This window comes from Flavobacterium sp. UGB4466, from assembly GCF_903469665.1.
In the GTDB taxonomy this organism is placed as follows: domain Bacteria; phylum Bacteroidota; class Bacteroidia; order Flavobacteriales; family Flavobacteriaceae; genus Flavobacterium; species Flavobacterium lipolyticum.
The window spans coordinates 56,614-73,068 of the sequence record NZ_CAGKLC010000003.1 but is presented as its reverse complement, the minus strand read 5'-3'; the positions used below and the strand labels follow the sequence as shown (position 1 = coordinate 73,068).

17 protein-coding genes are annotated in these 16,455 nt (G+C 36.0%); 9 read left to right on the top strand and 8 right to left on the bottom strand.

Annotated elements, in window-relative coordinates; translation table 11 throughout:
• Position 1 precedes the first annotated feature (1 nt).
• Genes JO950_RS01580 through JO950_RS01570 form a run of 3 tightly spaced genes read left to right on the top strand, consistent with a single transcriptional unit; the run spans position 2 to position 2,469 of the window.
• Entirely contained in the window at positions 2-241 is a 240-nt protein-coding gene (locus JO950_RS01580; RefSeq protein WP_017495803.1) for a FeoA family protein, read from the top strand.
• Positions 241-2,340 carry a ferrous iron transport protein B gene (feoB, locus tag JO950_RS01575; RefSeq protein WP_202700754.1) on the top strand — a complete coding sequence of 700 codons (2,100 nt, stop codon included), beginning with the start codon at positions 241-243 and terminating at the stop codon, positions 2,338-2,340. The genes JO950_RS01580 and feoB overlap by 1 nt, the downstream gene beginning before the upstream one ends.
• A gap of 6 nt (positions 2,341-2,346) precedes the next feature.
• Positions 2,347-2,469 carry a FeoB-associated Cys-rich membrane protein gene (locus JO950_RS01570; protein ID WP_083342470.1) on the top strand — a complete coding sequence of 41 codons (123 nt, stop codon included), beginning with the start codon at positions 2,347-2,349 and terminating at the stop codon, positions 2,467-2,469.
• A gap of 108 nt (positions 2,470-2,577) precedes the next feature.
• On the opposite strand, the gene JO950_RS01565 is transcribed toward JO950_RS01570, so the two are convergent.
• The 3 genes from JO950_RS01565 to JO950_RS01555 all read right to left on the bottom strand — a co-directional run bounded on the left by JO950_RS01565 (position 2,578) and on the right by JO950_RS01555 (position 5,203).
• On the bottom strand, positions 2,578-3,231 hold the full coding sequence (locus JO950_RS01565; protein ID WP_202700753.1) for an HD domain-containing protein: 654 nt from the start codon (positions 3,229-3,231) through the stop codon (positions 2,578-2,580).
• A gap of 188 nt (positions 3,232-3,419) precedes the next feature.
• Positions 3,420-4,412, bottom strand: a complete 993-nt coding sequence (locus tag JO950_RS01560) for an acyl-ACP desaturase (protein ID WP_202700752.1) — start codon at positions 4,410-4,412, stop codon at positions 3,420-3,422.
• Between the two features lie 50 nt (positions 4,413-4,462).
• Entirely contained in the window at positions 4,463-5,203 is a 741-nt protein-coding gene (locus tag JO950_RS01555) for a 1-acyl-sn-glycerol-3-phosphate acyltransferase (RefSeq protein ID WP_202700751.1), read from the bottom strand.
• 209 nt (positions 5,204-5,412) lie between these two features.
• Between JO950_RS01555 and JO950_RS01550 the strand changes: the two genes are divergently transcribed.
• From JO950_RS01550 to JO950_RS01525, 6 genes are all read left to right on the top strand, one after another.
• A complete protein-coding gene (locus JO950_RS01550) occupies positions 5,413-5,682 on the top strand; it encodes a hypothetical protein (protein ID WP_202700750.1) in 270 nt (89 codons plus the stop codon).
• 119 nt (positions 5,683-5,801) lie between these two features.
• Positions 5,802-6,422 (top strand): hypothetical protein, encoded by a 621-nt coding sequence (locus tag JO950_RS01545; protein ID WP_237732258.1) that lies wholly within the window; start codon positions 5,802-5,804, stop codon positions 6,420-6,422.
• A gap of 51 nt (positions 6,423-6,473) precedes the next feature.
• The gene (gene rnpA, locus JO950_RS01540) at positions 6,474-6,878 is read left to right on the top strand and encodes a ribonuclease P protein component (RefSeq protein ID WP_202700748.1); all 405 of its coding nucleotides are present in this window, start codon (positions 6,474-6,476) and stop codon (positions 6,876-6,878) included.
• Positions 6,879-7,036: 158 nt separating this feature from the next.
• Positions 7,037-7,777 carry a DUF4349 domain-containing protein gene (locus tag JO950_RS01535; protein ID WP_237732257.1) on the top strand — a complete coding sequence of 247 codons (741 nt, stop codon included), beginning with the start codon at positions 7,037-7,039 and terminating at the stop codon, positions 7,775-7,777.
• A gap of 2 nt (positions 7,778-7,779) precedes the next feature.
• Positions 7,780-9,417: a S41 family peptidase gene (locus JO950_RS01530; protein ID WP_202700746.1), complete on the top strand. Its 1,638-nt coding sequence runs from the start codon at positions 7,780-7,782 to the stop codon at positions 9,415-9,417.
• 4 nt (positions 9,418-9,421) lie between these two features.
• Positions 9,422-10,225: an OmpA family protein gene (locus JO950_RS01525; RefSeq protein WP_202700745.1), complete on the top strand. Its 804-nt coding sequence runs from the start codon at positions 9,422-9,424 to the stop codon at positions 10,223-10,225.
• 13 nt (positions 10,226-10,238) lie between these two features.
• Here the strand turns inward: JO950_RS01525 and JO950_RS01520 are convergent, their stop codons facing one another.
• The 5 genes from JO950_RS01520 to JO950_RS01500 form a co-directional block, all read right to left on the bottom strand.
• The gene (locus tag JO950_RS01520; protein ID WP_202700744.1) at positions 10,239-11,906 is read right to left on the bottom strand and encodes a S41 family peptidase; all 1,668 of its coding nucleotides are present in this window, start codon (positions 11,904-11,906) and stop codon (positions 10,239-10,241) included.
• 183 nt (positions 11,907-12,089) lie between these two features.
• On the bottom strand, positions 12,090-12,536 hold the full coding sequence (locus JO950_RS01515; protein WP_202700743.1) for a GNAT family N-acetyltransferase: 447 nt from the start codon (positions 12,534-12,536) through the stop codon (positions 12,090-12,092).
• A gap of 139 nt (positions 12,537-12,675) precedes the next feature.
• Entirely contained in the window at positions 12,676-13,314 is a 639-nt protein-coding gene (locus JO950_RS01510) for a DUF1579 domain-containing protein (RefSeq protein ID WP_202700742.1), read from the bottom strand.
• A 210-nt stretch (positions 13,315-13,524) separates the two neighbouring features.
• A complete protein-coding gene (locus tag JO950_RS01505) occupies positions 13,525-14,493 on the bottom strand; it encodes a DUF4837 family protein (RefSeq protein ID WP_202700741.1) in 969 nt (322 codons plus the stop codon).
• A gap of 46 nt (positions 14,494-14,539) precedes the next feature.
• Positions 14,540-16,387, bottom strand: coding sequence for a LysM peptidoglycan-binding domain-containing protein (locus JO950_RS01500; protein ID WP_202700740.1), 1,848 nt, complete (start codon positions 16,385-16,387; stop codon positions 14,540-14,542).
• Positions 16,388-16,455: the final 68 nt, after the last annotated feature.

The following is a 16,455-nucleotide window of genomic DNA, read 5'->3' as shown; positions in this document are numbered from 1 at the left end:
CTTGCAAAATACTATCCACACTCTGAAAAAAGGCGAAAAAGCCATTATCAAAGATTTTGATATCGATCTTATTCCTCTAAAACTACTAGAAATGGGTTGTTTGCCGGGCAACTTAGTTGAATTACTGCAAATTGCGCCTTTTGGCGACCCCCTGTATTTAGACATTAATGGCTCACATGTAGCCATTCGCGTTGAAACTGCTCGTGAAATTGAAGTTGAACTTATCAAAACCAATTTGTAATGAGCATTCAAAATATCAACGTCGCCCTTATTGGGAATCCGAATACCGGAAAAACTTCTGTTTTCAATCAGCTAACCGGATTAAATCAACAGGTTGGGAATTATCCCGGAATTACCGTTGAGAAAAAAATCGGTTTCTGTAAGTTACCACACAATATCAAAGCCAACATTCTGGATTTGCCGGGAACCTATAGTCTGAATGCCAGTTCTATGGACGAAAGTGTGGTTATCGAATTGTTATTGAACAAAAACGACAAATTATATCCGGATGTAGCGGTAGTGGTTACAGATGTCGAAAATCTGAAACGTAATTTACTGATTTACACTCAAATTAAAGATCTTGAAATTCCGACAATTCTGGTCATTAACATGTCAGACCGCATGGAAAGCAAGGGTATTACTTTGGATATTCCGTATCTGGAGGAAAAACTAAAAACAAAAATTGCTTTGGTAAGTTCCCGAAAAGGTTTGGGAATTGAAGAACTGAAAGAACTAATTGTTTCGTATAAAAATATTCCGCACGAGCCTTGCCTGAACGCATCAGTTATTGATCAGGCGTATTTTGAAAAACTACAGGAAGCTTTTCCGAATCAGTTGTTGTACAAACTTTGGCTGGTAATTACGCAGGATGTGAATTTTTCGAACCTGGATCGTAATGAAATCAGAAGTACTTTTACCAAGTCGCATTCGGAACTAAAACGCTTACAGCAAAAAGAAACGATCAAGCGATATCAGTTTATAAACGATGTTTTAAAAGAAGGTTTAAAAGTAGATGCCTCAATGGCGAAGGATATCAGAGCGAAACTGGATCGTGTTTTAACCCATAAAGTTTGGGGTTATGTCATTTTCCTGGCTATTTTATTTCTGATCTTCCAGTCTATTTTCAGTTGGTCAACTATTCCTATGGATTTCATAGACAGCTCTTTTGCTTCCTTAAGCAGCTGGGTTGCCGCAGAACTGCCAAGCGGAATTCTCACCGACTTACTTTCTCAGGGAATTGTACCGGGAATTGGCGGTGTGATCATTTTTATTCCACAAATTGCCTTTCTGTTTCTGTTCATTTCGATTTTAGAAGAAAGTGGTTATATGAGCCGTGTGGTCTTTTTGATGGATAAAATCATGCGAAAATTTGGTTTGTCCGGAAAGAGTGTCGTGCCTTTAATTTCAGGAACGGCCTGTGCTATTCCGGCCATTATGGCTACCCGAAATATCGAAAACTGGAAAGAACGACTGATTACAATTCTGGTAACTCCTTTTACTACCTGCTCGGCCAGACTGCCTGTTTACACGATCATTATTTCATTGGTAATTCCGGACGAACGCCTTTTTGGAATCTTAAACATGCAGGGATTAGCTTTGATGTTATTGTATTTACTAGGTTTTGCAACTGCAATTCTTGCTTCTTATATCCTGGACAAAATACTGAAGATTAGTTCGAAGACCTATTTTGTGGTAGAAATGCCAAGTTATAAATTGCCGCTGTTCAAAAACGTTGCGATTAATGTTGTGGAGAAAACAAAAGCTTTCGTAGTGGGTGCCGGTAAAATTATCTTAGCCATATCTGTGATCTTATGGTTTTTAGCTTCGTATGGTCCCGGAAAAGATTTTAATGAAGCCGAGACTATTGTAAAAGAGAGATTTGCAGATACTACTTTAGACGAAACTCAGTTTGAAAATGAAGTCGCTTCTCAAAAACTGGAAAATTCCTATATCGGTTTGATGGGAAGAGCCATAGAGCCTGTTATTTCGCCTTTAGGTTACGACTGGAAAATCGGAATTGCGTTAATCAGTTCCTTTGCCGCGCGTGAAGTGTTCGTGGGAACTCTTGCAACCATATACAGTGTTGGAGACACGGATAACGAATCTACCATAAGAAGTAAAATGCAGGAAGAGATCAATCCGGAAACGGGTCATAAAATATTTAATTTTGCCTCCGGTATCTCATTATTGCTCTTTTATGCTTTTGCGATGCAATGTGCCAGTACGCTCGCCATCACCAAGAAGGAAACCAATTCCTGGAAATGGCCTGCCATGCAGCTTGTCCTGATGAGTGGTCTTGCCTATTTTGTTGCATTAATAGCGTATCAACTTTTAAAATAAACGATCATGGTACAGGAAATTATCGCTTTTATCATATTATTCATTGCCGTTGGGTACCTCATCAAAAAGTTCTTTTGGAAATCTAAGAAGAAAAAAGACTGTGGGGATCATAATTGCGGATGTTCATGAGTGAATTATTTCGCAAAGCTTCACCAAATAAACACAAAGCTTCACAAAGATTGTAAATCCTTTGTGAAGCTTTGTGTTTTCTTAGTGTGTCTCGGCGGAAAAAAATCTCTACTTAGCCCCCTCCCATTCCGCATAAAACTGTGCCAGGAATGTTTCCATAAAACGATGTCTTTCTGCGGCAATTTGCTTACCGGTTTCGGTATTCATCTTATCCTTCAAAAGCAAAAGCTTTTCATAAAAATGATTGATCGTTGGTGCCGTATTCTTTTTGTATTCCTCTTTTGTCATATTGGTTACGGGTGCAATTGCAGGATCATAAAGCGTTCTGTTTTTAAATCCGCCATAGTTAAATGCTCTTGCTACTCCAATGGCTCCAATTGCGTCTAAACGGTCCGCATCCTGAACGATATCTAATTCTACAGAAGAAAACCTCTTTTCAAAATTTCCGCCCTTATAGGAGATGTTTTCGATGATGTTTACCACATGTTGAATTATTTCCTCTGCAACTTTCTCTGATTCCAGAAATAAACGAGCTGTTTTAGGGCCAATGGTCTCATCTCCATTGTGGAATTTACTGTCGGCAATATCATGAAGCAAAGCTCCCAATTGCACTATGGCAAGATCACAGTCAGTTCCTTTGGCAATTAAAAGTGCATTTTTATAAACACGTTCAATATGAAACCAATCGTGCCCACCTTCGGCATCGTTTAATTTCTCTTTTACAAAAGCAATCGTTTTATTTATAAGTTCGGAGTTATTCATAGTATTTATAGTTTGCGGTAAATGTCATACACCTCAAGCAGGTGAAAAAGATTTACTCTGGTATTTTGTACTTTAAATAAAAATTGTTGATTGTCAAAGCTTTGAAACTTCAACAATCAACAATATGTTTTTCAGCTATTCTGCTTAAAGTTTTACAAATCTAAACTCTAAAATCAGAAATCTGTACTTTACAATCTGGCAGGCTCAACCCATTTAAAGATATGAGATTCTGCAGGAATTACAAGTCTTTCAGAAATTCTTGCCATACGAGCTGGTAATTTCATCAGGTAATCACGCGCTTTCTCTGCTTCGTCTGTCAAATTTGAAATTTTATCAATTTCCCATTTGTTGATTAGCTTTTGCATAATATCAACATAATCGTTAGCGGTGTACACCCCTATACGTTGTGCTGAATCTGAAAACTGCTCAAAAGCACTGCTTATTTTCTGACCTGATTCTCTTAAAAAGTGCGCCGGCATCACGATTTTTTGTTTCATCATGTATTGAAACGCCAACATCATTTCACTTGGATCAACAGCAAAAATACGGGTAACAAACTCGCTGTAAGCATGATGGTGACGCATTTCGTCGCCTGCAATCATTTTACACATTTTAGACAGTTTGTTATCACCAAATTTCTTTGCCATTTGTGCCACTCTGTTGTGCGACACATAAGTAGCCAATTCCTGGAAGCTGGTGTACACAAAGTTTTTGTACGGATCAGATCCGGTTCCAATATCAAAACCGTCGTTGATTAAATGCTGAGTAGTCATTTCGATTTCACGCATGTTTACACGACCGGACAAATACAAGTATTTATTTAAAAGGTCTCCGTGGCGATTTTCTTCTCCGGTCCATTGTCTGATCCATTTCGACCAGCCATTTCCACCGTTTTCTATCTGATTGACTCCTTCTACATCCATTAACCATGACTCATATGTTGGCAAAGCTTCTTCAGTGATGGTATCCCCCACTAAAGTTACCCAGAAATCATAAGGCAATTCTTTAGCAATTTCACGTAACTCTTTTACCTCCTCAAAGAAATTTTCTCCTTCAGAATTAGGCAAAAAGTCTGACGGCTGCCAAATTTTTTCCACTGGAATTAAATACTGTTCAACGAAGCTATCCACGTTTTTTTCCAAAAACTGCATTACTTCTAATCTAATGTTTTTTATAGACATTACTTATTTAAGATTGGGATTTAAGTTTTCGTTTGTACTACAACAAAAATCTATTTATACTCATTTACTCCTTCTACCACCGCTTTTTCTGTCAAAGCCATTAAATCGGCAAAATCATAATCTTTTACGGCCATTGCTTTATGTGCTGTAAAGGTTAAATGATTTCCTAATCCAACCGGAAACATTCCAAAACGAACCATTTTCCATGAATTATTGATACTTACCGGCACTACATAAGCAGACGGTGCATATTTACATAAGATTTTTAAACCGCTTTGTGCAAATTCTTTGGGCTTTCCTGTTTTACTTCTTGTTCCTTCAGGAAAAATTACAGCAGCTCTGGTATTTTTTTCGATATATTCAGACAAGCCTTTGATTACCGGAATCGCTTGTTTAGGGTCTTTTCGGTCGATTAAGACAGATCCTCCGTGGCGTAAATTAAAAGACACACTCGGAATTCCGCTTCCTAACTCTTTCTTACTTACAAATTTACAATGAAATCGTCTAAAGTACCAAATCATTGTTACGATATCGTACATACTTTGGTGATTTGCAACAAAAATGATTGGAACTCCCTTTGGTATATCGGCTACTCCGGTAACAGTGTACCTTGTTCCCACCAGATTGGTACATCTTAACAGGAAGAAATTCAGATAATCTACGCTTTTTTTATGCGCCTGGTACCCAAAAACATTCAGGCAGAACCATTGTATCGGGTGAAATACCGCCAGACAAAAACCAAAACACAAGTAATAAATTACGGAAATGGGGTACGAAATTATCTTTTGCATGCTTAAAAAATTAATGCCCAAAAGTAATAAATAAATATTTAGCGGTATAAAAATTGAAAACAATAACCGTTTTTCTGGTGCTATTGTACCTTTGCCCTAAAATTTGCAAATTTTTTCTGAATTAAATGGAGTTCTTACACGTTGTTTAATTGTTTAGAATCAGATAAAAAAATCGTAAATTTGACAATAAACTTCTTTTTAAGTAAGTCATGAGAAATAAGATCGCCCGCTTTGTAATAAAGCAACATAAAGAAAAACTTAGCGCTAATGAAACAGATATTCTAATAAGATCTGCTTCGAGAAGTTCAAGTTATGCCATTAGAGAATCTAAAGCTTTGGGACTAACTATAAAATCAATATCAGACAGAAAAATAATTGAAAGGCTCCCAAATGGAGAAATTAAGATCATTCGAAATCTTCAACAAAAGAAAGATACTGATAAAGGTTTGAAAAAAGGAATGATTTTATGCAGGAAATAAAGAAAAGACTGAGAATATTTGCCGGACCGAACGGATCTGGAAAAAGCACTCTTTTTGAAGAATTTTCTAAACATTACAATACGGGCTATTTTATAAATGCAGATTACCTCGAAAAGATCTTGCGAACTAAAGGCTTAATAGATTTAGATTCGTATGAACTAAAATCTTCTCAGAAAGAATTACAAAATTTCTACAAAAAAGAAAACACAAAAACGCTAATAAATACTGCCAATGAAAAAGGTTTTCAAATATCTCTTGAGATAAAAGAAAACTTTATAGTATCAGTTTCTAAAGATCCTAATAGTTATGAAGGCTCACTTATTTCCTCTTTTCTAAGAGAAAAACTTCTTAAAGAAAATAAAAGCTTTTGCTTTGAAACGGTTATGAGCCATATTTCAAAACTAGAAGATATTAGTATAGCAAATGCTCTGGGCTATACTTCATACTTATATTTTGTGTGTATAGACGATCCGGAAGTAAATATCTCTCGTGTTGAAAACAGAGTTCAAAAAGGTGGACACGCCGTTGACAGTGAAATTATAAAAAACAGATACAAACGAACTTTAAACAATTTGTTTCCCGCAATCGAAATTTCAAACAAGACCTTCTTATTTGATAATTCTGGCGAAAAACTCACTTTAATAGCTGAAATAAACAATGGTAATTCATTAAAACTTCATATAAATGAAGAAGATTTTCCAAATTGGTTCAAAGAATTTGTATTAAATCACTTCATATAAAAACAGCTATTGTACCTTTGCCCTAAAATTTGCAAATTTTTTCTGAATTAAATGAACTTCACTTACCCTAAAAATGAACGCTTAAAGAGCAAAACCACAATAAGTTTACTGTTTTCTGAAGGGAAATCGGTTTCAAAATATCCTTTGCGTTTGGTTTATGCTCCGGTGGAAGAAAATTCACCAGAAAAAATCAAAATTGGCGTTTCGGTTTCTAAAAAATACTTCAAAAAAGCCGTAGACCGAAATTACTTCAAACGCGTTCTAAGAGAAACGTACCGACTCAACAAACATTTACTTTTGGATAACATTCCACAGCCCTACTCCTTGATGTTTTTTTATCAAACGAAAGACAGACTGCCTTATGAAGAAATCAACACCAAGACCATTCAGCTGTTTGAAAAATTCCTTCAGCAAGTAAACAAAAGCTCTGATTCTGAAAATAAAACAGAATTGTAATTCGTTTACGACAACTTTATTTATCAAATTATACGAAAAATTATAAAAAAATTGTAGTTTTAAATTTAATTTGAAATATTATGCGCTATATTTTCTTTTTATTCTTGCTTTTTTTAGGCTTTTCGAGTTGCAGTAAAAATGAAGAACCTTCTGCTAATATGAGGATTAGCGCTGTCAAGCTTACTCCAAAAAATGAATCCGCTCCAGCGTCAGATGCACAGTATGACCCTGCTGCTCCGGAGATTACACAAAAAATTATCAAACAGGCTTCTCTTCGATTTGAAACCAATGATTTAGAAGATACTTTCAAACAAATCCAAACTGCGATTGTTGCCAATAAAGCCTCCATTCAAAATGATTCTGAAGGCAAAGAATATGACAACATTTACAGAACCTTAACGATTCGCGTTCCCAGTGCAAACTTTGATTCTTTTATAAATGCGGTTTCTAAGGGTGTTTCGTACTTTGAACAAAAAGAGATTTCTGCAGAAAATGTTACCGAACAATACATTGACTTAACTTCAAGATTAAACACAAAACGCAAACTTGAAGCCCGCTATTTGGAGATTTTACAAAAAGCCACTAAGATTAGTGAAATTCTGGAAATTGAAAAACAGATTTCGGCTATTCGTGAAGAAATTGAAGCCAAAGAAGGGCAATTGAAATATCTCGAAAGCCGCGTTTCAGAAAGTACTGTAACGATATCATTTTACAAAACCATAGCTCAAAAACAAGGCGTTAAGATTTCTTATGGTTCCAAAATATGGACTGCTATTCAATCCGGATTTTTCAGCCTGTCCGATTTTTTAATTTCGATCATTAGTATATGGCCGTTTATAATCGTATTTTGCGTACTTGTCTACTTTATTAGAAAAAGATTTAAAAGAAAAAAAATATAATCATGTATCCTTATTTCAAGAAGAAATTCATCATACCTGCTGTTGCTGCAGGGTTTTTATTTATCGGAACCAGTTTCAAAGACGACTTTTTCGAAATTGCCAAACAAATCGAAATTTTCACGACTCTGTTTAAAGCGGTAAACACAAATTATGTTGACGAGACCAACCCGGGTGACCTGATGGACAAAGCCATTAAAAGCATGCTGAGCAGTCTGGATCCTTATACGGTTTATTTTAACGAACAGGATGTTGTGAATTTTAAAATCAACAATACGGGAGAATATACCGGAATTGGAGCTTTGATCTCAAGAAAAAAAGACCGTTTGATTGTTCGTGAACCTTATAAAAACTATCCTGCCGACAAGGCCGGACTGAAAGCCGGAGATGAGATCATTCAGATCGGTGATGTTTTGATCGCCGACTTTAAAGATGACGCTTCGCAATTAATGAAGGGAACTAAAAACACGAAAATCAACATCAAATACCTCAGACAAGGACAAACCTTCACCACTCAACTGGTTTTGGACGAAGTGGATATTAAGTCGGTTCCGTTTTTTGGAAAGATCGATGCTAAAACAGGCTATATTGTTCTGGCGCACTTTAGCAGAAAGGCATCCAATGAGGTGAAAGATGCATTGGAAAAACTGAAAGCGGACGGCGCTACACAAATCGTACTTGATTTAAGAGGGAATCCGGGTGGTTTGCTCAATGAAGCTATTGATATTTGTAATTTATTTGTTCCGAAGAATGAGGTTATTGTAACGACAAAATCAAGAATCGAAAAGCACAACAACATTTATAAAACAACTAAAGAACCTGTTGATACTTCGATTCCTTTGGCCATTTTAGTCAATGGCAGAAGTGCTTCAGCCTCAGAAATTGTTTCTGGAGCTTTACAGGATTTAGACCGTGCCGTGATTCTGGGAAGCCGCAGTTTCGGAAAAGGTTTGGTACAGCGCTCTGTTGATTTAACTTACGGAACTCAGTTGAAAGTGACAATCTCCCGTTATTACACGCCTTCCGGACGTTGTATTCAGGCATTGGATTATGCTCACAAAGACAAAAATGGTGTAGCGCAAAAAACGGATGCTAAAAACTTTAATGCTTTTAAAACCCGAAAAGGAAGAACGGTTTATGATGGTGGTGGTGTTTTACCGGATATCGAACTGGACGAAACTAAAATGAGTCCGATTACAACGGCCTTGCTAAAAAATGACGGGATCTTTGATTATGCTACTACGTACTATTACAAGAATCCAAACTTAGGAGACAAAACACCAATCCTTACTGATGCTGATTACAGTAGTTTCAAGCAGTTCCTGAAAACCAACAAAATTAGTTTTGACACGGAATCAGAAGTGGCGTTAAAAAATATGATGGCTGCAGCCAAAAATGAAAAAATCGACGAAACTATTGCTACAGAATACCAACAGTTACAGGCAGCTCTTGAAAAAAGTGAAAGTACTTTACTGGATAAAAATCAAAAGGAAATCAGAAACCTGATACTGGAAGAACTGATTAAAAGATATCAGTATCAGGAAGGCTTGTATCAATATTACATTAAAAATAATTCAGAAATTAAAAAAGCAGTAAATGTATTAAATAACCAAACCGAGTATAAAACGATTTTAAAAATGTAAAAGAATGAAACTTTACAGACCCCTATTTCTGTTTCTTATTTACAATTTATCGGCACAGCAAAAACCTATTGAAACCATTTATTTCGAATTTGACAAGTTCGATCTTACACCAAAACAAACCGAAGTTGTAAACCGTTTTATTAAAAATATCGACACCTCTAAAGTTGAGTCGGTACAAATATATGGCTATTGTGATGATCGCGGAAACGACGAATACAACTTTCGTTTGTCTAACAATCGGGCGGCAACCATTCAGAACTTCTTGGTTCGCGCGGGCTTCAACCATGGCAAAATTGTTATTTTAGAAGGCAAAGGCCGTGTGATTCTAAGGCCTGACACTATCGAAAATTTACACGAAACCCGTTCCCGAAATCGGCGGGTTGACTTAATTGCTGTAAAGAAAAACAGCTTTGGTAAAGGAATTTACAACTCATTCCCTAACAAACTTAAAATTGGTGACAAGATCTTCTTAGACAATATTTTGTTTGATATTGGAAGTTCAAAACTTACTCCAAATTCTAAAAAAGAATTAGATAAAGTTGCCGCAATTTTAGAAAAACAAAAGGGTTTAAAATTCGAAATCAGAGGTCATGTTTGCTGTACCCCTGATATCTACTCCGACGGAATTGACCGAGCCACCAATGAAAGAAGACTTTCCTGGAACCGTGCCAAAACTGTTTTTCACTACCTCAGCTCAAAAAAAATCTCCAAAAACCGAATGACTTATCAGGGTTGCGGAAATAAATACCCGCTGGGAAAAGGTGAAAATCTAGATCGTCGTGTTGAATTTTTGATTACTAAGATTTAAAAACAATAATCTTCTAGCTCTTTTCTGTTACTAAATATTCTTTTGCTTTTTCCAAAACCTCATCTTTCCCTTCCTGAATTCCTTTAACTGTTGGACGAACCTCTATATCGATCTTGACCCCTTTTCTTTGTGTCTCAGTTCCATCGGGGTAAAAAACACCTAGTCCGCTTATAGCCGTTACAAAGCCAGAAAATTCAAGTCGGGACACATCACCATCCGCTGCTGCGGTCTGGCTACCAATAGTAGTAACATTATCACCCGCTTGTAAAAGCATAGTCACAAACTCTGCTCTGCTTTGGGTCTCTTCATTAACTAGCAAAACTACTTTTCCTCTATAATATGATTTTTTTAATGGCTCTATCACAAGAGATTTTTTCCAAAAAAATCTTCCCGGATATTTTAAATCTGGCGCTATACACTTCACATACTCCTTACTTTCAAAACTTAATCTTCTGGCGATTCTGTAAGGCATCAATGGAGGGTAGTTTCTAAGATCTATGATTAAAGCTTTTGTCGATTTCAGCTTATCCATAATTTCTTCCTGATCATTTACTTCTATATTAGCCAAATTGATATATCCAATGTCGTTTGCATCCAGATTAAATTTTTCTTTGGTGCGGCTCAAATTTGATTTTAAATCTGATCCTTTATACCGTTTTACTGTTTTTAATACAAAATCATTATCTCTTCTTATTTTAACTTTTACTGAATCCGTTGAACCATTAAACAACTGGTAGTTATAATTCTTAGCTTTGGTATTACTATTTGAACCGTTTACGTATTTTTTTCGGTCAGCCATTATTTCCAATGCATTCTTACCGTCAATTTCTTCAATAATATCACCTTTTCTGATATCATTTATTCTCGCGAGTGAATCATTGTAAATCCCAACAATAACGACTTTATTCTCTATCACATTACTGAAGGCCGGAATGTACTTTTTACCAAAAAACTCAAAATTCTTATTCGTATACAAACTTGCATGTGTGTCGTCGATTTTAATAACTGTTTCAAGCAACACCAATTGATATTCAGTTGCGTTATTAACTTTTTCAAACCTTGGAATCATTTCCTCCAGAACTGTACTCCATTTTTGATCCGTTAAATATTTATACGGAAAGAAATATTCAATGGTATTCCAATATTTGAACAAACTTAGTAACCGATAATTTTTTTCCGGATATTCAAAATCTTTATATTTTGATTCGTTTCTGACTTCAACATTTTCTCTTGGGCTTTTGGTGACATAGAAGCTATTACTTTGTGCTCTATTTTCTTCAATGTATCTAAGTTTTCGAGAAAGCTCTGGTGTAAAAACAGCTAAATTATCCATCCAGGAAAGATCGAAGTTTTTATCAAAATAACTCTTTCCAGATATGTTCTGACATGATCTACATTCTTTGACAACCCCCAAACTTGTAATCCAATCCAGATAGATTTTTGATAAATCTTCTCTGTTCTTTGCCCCTTCCACTTTTGGAATCATCATAATCAATTGCTCATCCCAATTGAAATTGCCTCTAGCGACATTAGGGTGGTAGTATTTTAGAAATCCCCAAATTTTTGCCAGACTCGATAGATTTTCGATACGTTGATTTTCATTGCTACTTATCCCTTTACCGTTCCCAAAGCTCAAGACACCAAAAACTAAAAACACAAACACCAGTACTTTTCTTTTCATTTATTATTCTTTTTACTAAACCTCTACCAAAACCTAAATTAAATAAATCCAGTACTCGAAACTGTTATCTAAATCATAAAAAAAACCCTTATCTACTTAAGTAAGTAAATAAGGGTTTATACTCCTGATAGAATTTTAAAAGATAAAGATACCACTACTATAATCGGTAGTTTGAGTCTTTGGTCAACCTCTTACCATTTCAATATGCTCAATATCATCTTCCAGATACATTTCACTGGTTTGCACGAATCCGTGGCTTTCGTAGAATTTCTTTAAATACAATTGAGCTCCAATCGTAATCGCATCTTTATCAAAATTTGATTTTATAGCCGCAATCGCTTCGCGCATCAGATCGTGTCCCCATTTTCGGTCGCGGTAATTGGCATCTACCACCACACGTCCGATCGAAGCATTGTCAAAACTAATCCCCGCATCGAATAAACGCACATACGCTACTGTTTTTCCATCGTACTCGCCAATCAGGTGTAATGCTTTCTTGTCTTTACCGTCAAGATCTAAATAAACGCAGTTTTGCTCGACTACAAAGATCTCACTTCTTAATTTGAGCAAATCGTATAGCTCGTTTACATTTAACGCCTCAAAAGGCTTTATTTTCCATTTTAGCTCCATTTGATCTTTGTTTATTGTTTTGTCTTATTGTTTACGGTTCTAACTTACACTAAAAACAAAATTATACCAAATATTCTTAACTATAAATCCCGATTACAAACTGCAATCGGGATTTATACTTTATGATGGAAGGAGAATCTTATTTTTTCTTCATAATGATTTCCATGCTCTTGAACTCTTCACCATTTTTTACATCAAACATTTCCATTTTACGTGTTTTAGCATCCACAATGGTATAAATTTCTCTGTAGGGGGTCTTTTTACCGTTTACGGGATTAATCATATCTCCTTTTAGCTCCATACTTTTGGTGCTTTCATCGTACTTACCCATGGCCACCAGCATACCGGTTCCCATATTGTCGATAAAAGTGGTGGTGTATTCTTTACTGGCATTGTTATAAGCTAATGTACTTTTACCTTCAAAAGCTTGTCCCATCATGGTTCCCTGATAGTTCGATTCCTGATAACGTCCTCCAAGAATCATTTTAACGTTTGCTGTTGAAGTGGCTTTTTCGGGTTTCCCGTTTGGTTCAGACCAGAAAGTCATGTCACAATTCCAGGTTCCAACCTCATCGGCCATTAATTTATGAGGAGCCCCCGGGGTTGCATACTCCTGCCAGGCTTTCATTTGCGCAGCCGAATCAACCGGCTGTTCTGCTATTGGTTCTTCTTTTTTAATACTATCAGAAGAGCCGACCGTTTCAGTTGCTGTCTTGGCCTCTTTTTTACAGGAGGCAAAACACATGACTAGTACTAATACTGCAATTAAATTTTTCATAATGTTCTGTTTTAATGTTAGTTGTAAAACAAAATTAAGAAAAATTAGTTTGTCACCTCATTACTAAAAACTTAACAGTATTTCTATAAAAAGCTACAAATTGATAATTTTGGTATTGGGCTTTTGCCCTTTCAGGGCGTAAACAAACTTTTACATGCTTCATAGCGCGTTGCACTATGCTTTAGCTGAAGCTCTTTCGGAGCGACGGATTTACCTTTTATCAATTTTAACCGATTTTATAATTGCTTCCAGATCCAGCATTAAATCACGTTCTTCGTTGGAGGGGGAATAACAAAATCCTTCGATTACCAGAATTCGGTTGTACATTTCGTCGACAATGGCATAGTTAATAAAGGGTCCGGCCATAAAATCATTCTTAAGTTCCCAGGTACCTTTGGTTTCAAAAGCTTTTTTTCCATCTAATGAAATCGTCGAGAAATAGGGAGCATAAGCCTCTCCTGTAATCATACGTGTTTTGGGTTCTTTCCCTTTGATATAATATCCAACCGAATCCCGCATTCGGATAATGTTGTCTACTACATTTGAACTTTTCTCAAAACTGCGAATCGGAATTTGATAGATGAGCAGACTGGTATTTCCGCTAATGATGTCTTTTTTAAGCCAGATAAAGTTCTTTTTGTGCAACATGTATTCATATCCAACGGGTATCTGAAGATCGATATGAAACTTGTTTTTTATAATGGCCGGATTCAACAGGGATTTACTGTTGTCCTCCTGAATTTTTTTGATCTCGGTATCGCGGATTATTTTGATAATTTGTGCGGAATTGAGTTCGATACTGCAAATGATATCATCTACCGATTTTCCGTAAATTCTAAAAGTATTATGAGGCAGCGAGGCACTGTGTGTGACTTCGAACTTATCAGCGGTGGCTTTTTTTACCACAATAATGCTACGACTGTCGGTAACAAAACCTTCCAGCAAACGAGCCGGATACTGATTGATGGTAAATATGGGTTCTTCCTGTGTAAGTCCTAAAACCGGTGAGGCAAATTTATTTCGAATGCTGTCGCCCACTTCGCCATACCACAATTGATCGTCTATAATGACGGAAATGGTATTGGTTTTTCCAGACACAGTTTCAGTCTGCTTGTCATTTTTAAAACATGAAATGAACAGCAGCGGAAGTAGTACTAATAAAAAATGGGTTTTATTCATTCTCTTAAGTTATGAAATAAAACCCAAATTTATATAAGATTTTGAATTATCCGTTTATTTTAAGTTTCATTCCGGGTTTAATGTCTCCGTCTTTAATATTATTCCATTTTTTAATATCAGAAATAGTCACTCCTGGATATTTTTTAGAAATACTATACAACGAATCTCCTTTTTTAACATAATAGTCTTCACCCAAAGCTTTTGACGTTGCTTTTTTCTTAAACGAATCAATTGAATTGTTTGACGCAATAGCGGTTGTTACAGCATTCTCCTCTACAATTTCAGGAACTGCTTTAGAAATCACTAATGTTTTCCCTAAACCAATATTATTTGAAGTTAGACTATTAAGTTCTTTCAACTCCGCAATAGTCGTACCGAATTTCTTTGCAATGCTGCCTAAATTGTCTCCGGCAGCTACTACATACTCCTGTGGTTGTGCATTATTTTTATCTTTATCATCTGCTGAAGCAATAGCTTCCTCTGATTTTTTATCTATTGCCAATGTTGCTTTAGCTTCTTTAGGATTTTTAACAACTGCCTCTATTTCAGATTTAATTTTTAAATTTCTTCCAAAGGCCACTGAGTTTGATTTCAGATTGTTCCACTTCTTCAGATCTACAATGCTTACGTTATACTTTTCGGCAATTGCTCCCAGATTATCACCTTTCCGAACTTTGTAAAACTGAATTTCTTTAGAGGATTCTTCTTTTTCTTTGGCTTTCGCCATGTATTTGGCTCTTGGGGCTGTCCTCATCGCCAGTTGAACCGGAATGGTTTTGTTCTGCGATTGGTAAGCCACATAGGCATAAATCTTGTCTTCGTTTGAAACAAAGGTGGCAATTTTCTCTTTGGGTAAACGCAGATAATGCTCCTCTCCCTGATAAAAAGGAACTACGTTTAGTTTATACGATGGATTTAAAAGCTGAATCTGAGATTGCGGCATGTCTAACAAATCAGCAATTTGTTTGAATGACATTTGGCTTTTGATCTGAACAGTATCGGTTTCAAAATTTTTAACAACGGCTCTTTGTGGATTAATTCCGTGTTCTTTATGGTATTCAAAAAGGTACATGGTGGCTAAAAAAGCGGGCACGTAACCTTGAGTTTCTTTTGGAAGATGGCTTCGAATGTCCCAATATTTTGTTTTTCCACCGGAACGGCGAATGGCCTTGGTCACATTTCCGGGTCCTGAGTTGTAAGAGGCCAGAACCAGTTCCCAGTCACCAAAGATGCTGAACATTTTAGTCATATATTCTGATGCTGCGGCAGTTGCTCTAAGCGGATCACTGCGTTCATCGATATAAGAATCTATTTTAAGTGCGTATTGTTTACCGGTTCCGTACATGAATTGCCAAAGTCCGGTGGCGCCCATTTTAGAAACTGCTTTAGGATTTAAAGCAGATTCTACAACGGCTAAATATTTAATTTCTAAAGGCACATTTTGTTTGGCAAAAGCGTCTTCAAAAATTGGAAAGTAATATTCTGATAAAGACATTAATCGTGAAAACGATTTTTTACGATTCTTAAGAAATGACTTTATGATGTTTTCTAATCCCTGATTGTATTCAATATTAAAAGGTGATTTCCCATTCATTGCCTGCAATCGCTGTTTTAGCAAATCTGTAGGCAGTTCTTCATCAACGGTTACATCTGTGTTAATGGTTTGAATATCTTTTGTTAAATCGTCGTAAATATCGAGACTTACTAATTCGTTCATCCAAAGACTGTCAACACGTGTTGCCAGTTCATTTTTTTTGAAGGTACTTTTAACAGAATCTAAATACGATATTTTTACAACCGGTTTAATTTCAGCATCTGCTTTTGCCACATTCTGTGCGACCACAGAAATCGAAAAAAAAGCGGAAACCACTATTGCTATTTTTTTTACAATCATATAACATTTTTTTAAAATTCTATAATTCAACAAATTACAGAAACCTTAGTTTTACAAACTTAAACAGT

Excerpts from the sequence above, each read along its gene's own strand:
- feoB (WP_202700754.1), top strand. The coding sequence starts at position 241 with ATGAGCATTCAAAATATCAACGTCGCCCTTATTGGGAATCCGAATACC.
- JO950_RS01570 (WP_083342470.1), top strand. The coding sequence starts at position 2,347 with ATGGTACAGGAAATTATCGCTTTTATCATATTATTCATTGCCGTTGGG.
- JO950_RS01565 (WP_202700753.1), bottom strand. The coding sequence starts at position 3,231 with ATGAATAACTCCGAACTTATAAATAAAACGATTGCTTTTGTAAAAGAG.
- JO950_RS01560 (WP_202700752.1), bottom strand. The coding sequence starts at position 4,412 with ATGTCTATAAAAAACATTAGATTAGAAGTAATGCAGTTTTTGGAAAAA.
- JO950_RS01555 (WP_202700751.1), bottom strand. The coding sequence starts at position 5,203 with ATGCAAAAGATAATTTCGTACCCCATTTCCGTAATTTATTACTTGTGT.
- JO950_RS01550 (WP_202700750.1), top strand. The coding sequence starts at position 5,413 with ATGAGAAATAAGATCGCCCGCTTTGTAATAAAGCAACATAAAGAAAAA.
- rnpA (WP_202700748.1), top strand. The coding sequence starts at position 6,474 with ATGAACTTCACTTACCCTAAAAATGAACGCTTAAAGAGCAAAACCACA.
- JO950_RS01535 (WP_237732257.1), top strand. The coding sequence starts at position 7,037 with ATGAGGATTAGCGCTGTCAAGCTTACTCCAAAAAATGAATCCGCTCCA.
- JO950_RS01530 (WP_202700746.1), top strand. The coding sequence starts at position 7,780 with ATGTATCCTTATTTCAAGAAGAAATTCATCATACCTGCTGTTGCTGCA.
- JO950_RS01525 (WP_202700745.1), top strand. The coding sequence starts at position 9,422 with ATGAAACTTTACAGACCCCTATTTCTGTTTCTTATTTACAATTTATCG.
- JO950_RS01520 (WP_202700744.1), bottom strand. The coding sequence starts at position 11,906 with ATGAAAAGAAAAGTACTGGTGTTTGTGTTTTTAGTTTTTGGTGTCTTG.
- JO950_RS01515 (WP_202700743.1), bottom strand. The coding sequence starts at position 12,536 with ATGGAGCTAAAATGGAAAATAAAGCCTTTTGAGGCGTTAAATGTAAAC.
- JO950_RS01510 (WP_202700742.1), bottom strand. The coding sequence starts at position 13,314 with ATGAAAAATTTAATTGCAGTATTAGTACTAGTCATGTGTTTTGCCTCC.
- JO950_RS01505 (WP_202700741.1), bottom strand. The coding sequence starts at position 14,493 with ATGAATAAAACCCATTTTTTATTAGTACTACTTCCGCTGCTGTTCATT.
- JO950_RS01500 (WP_202700740.1), bottom strand. The coding sequence starts at position 16,387 with ATGATTGTAAAAAAAATAGCAATAGTGGTTTCCGCTTTTTTTTCGATT.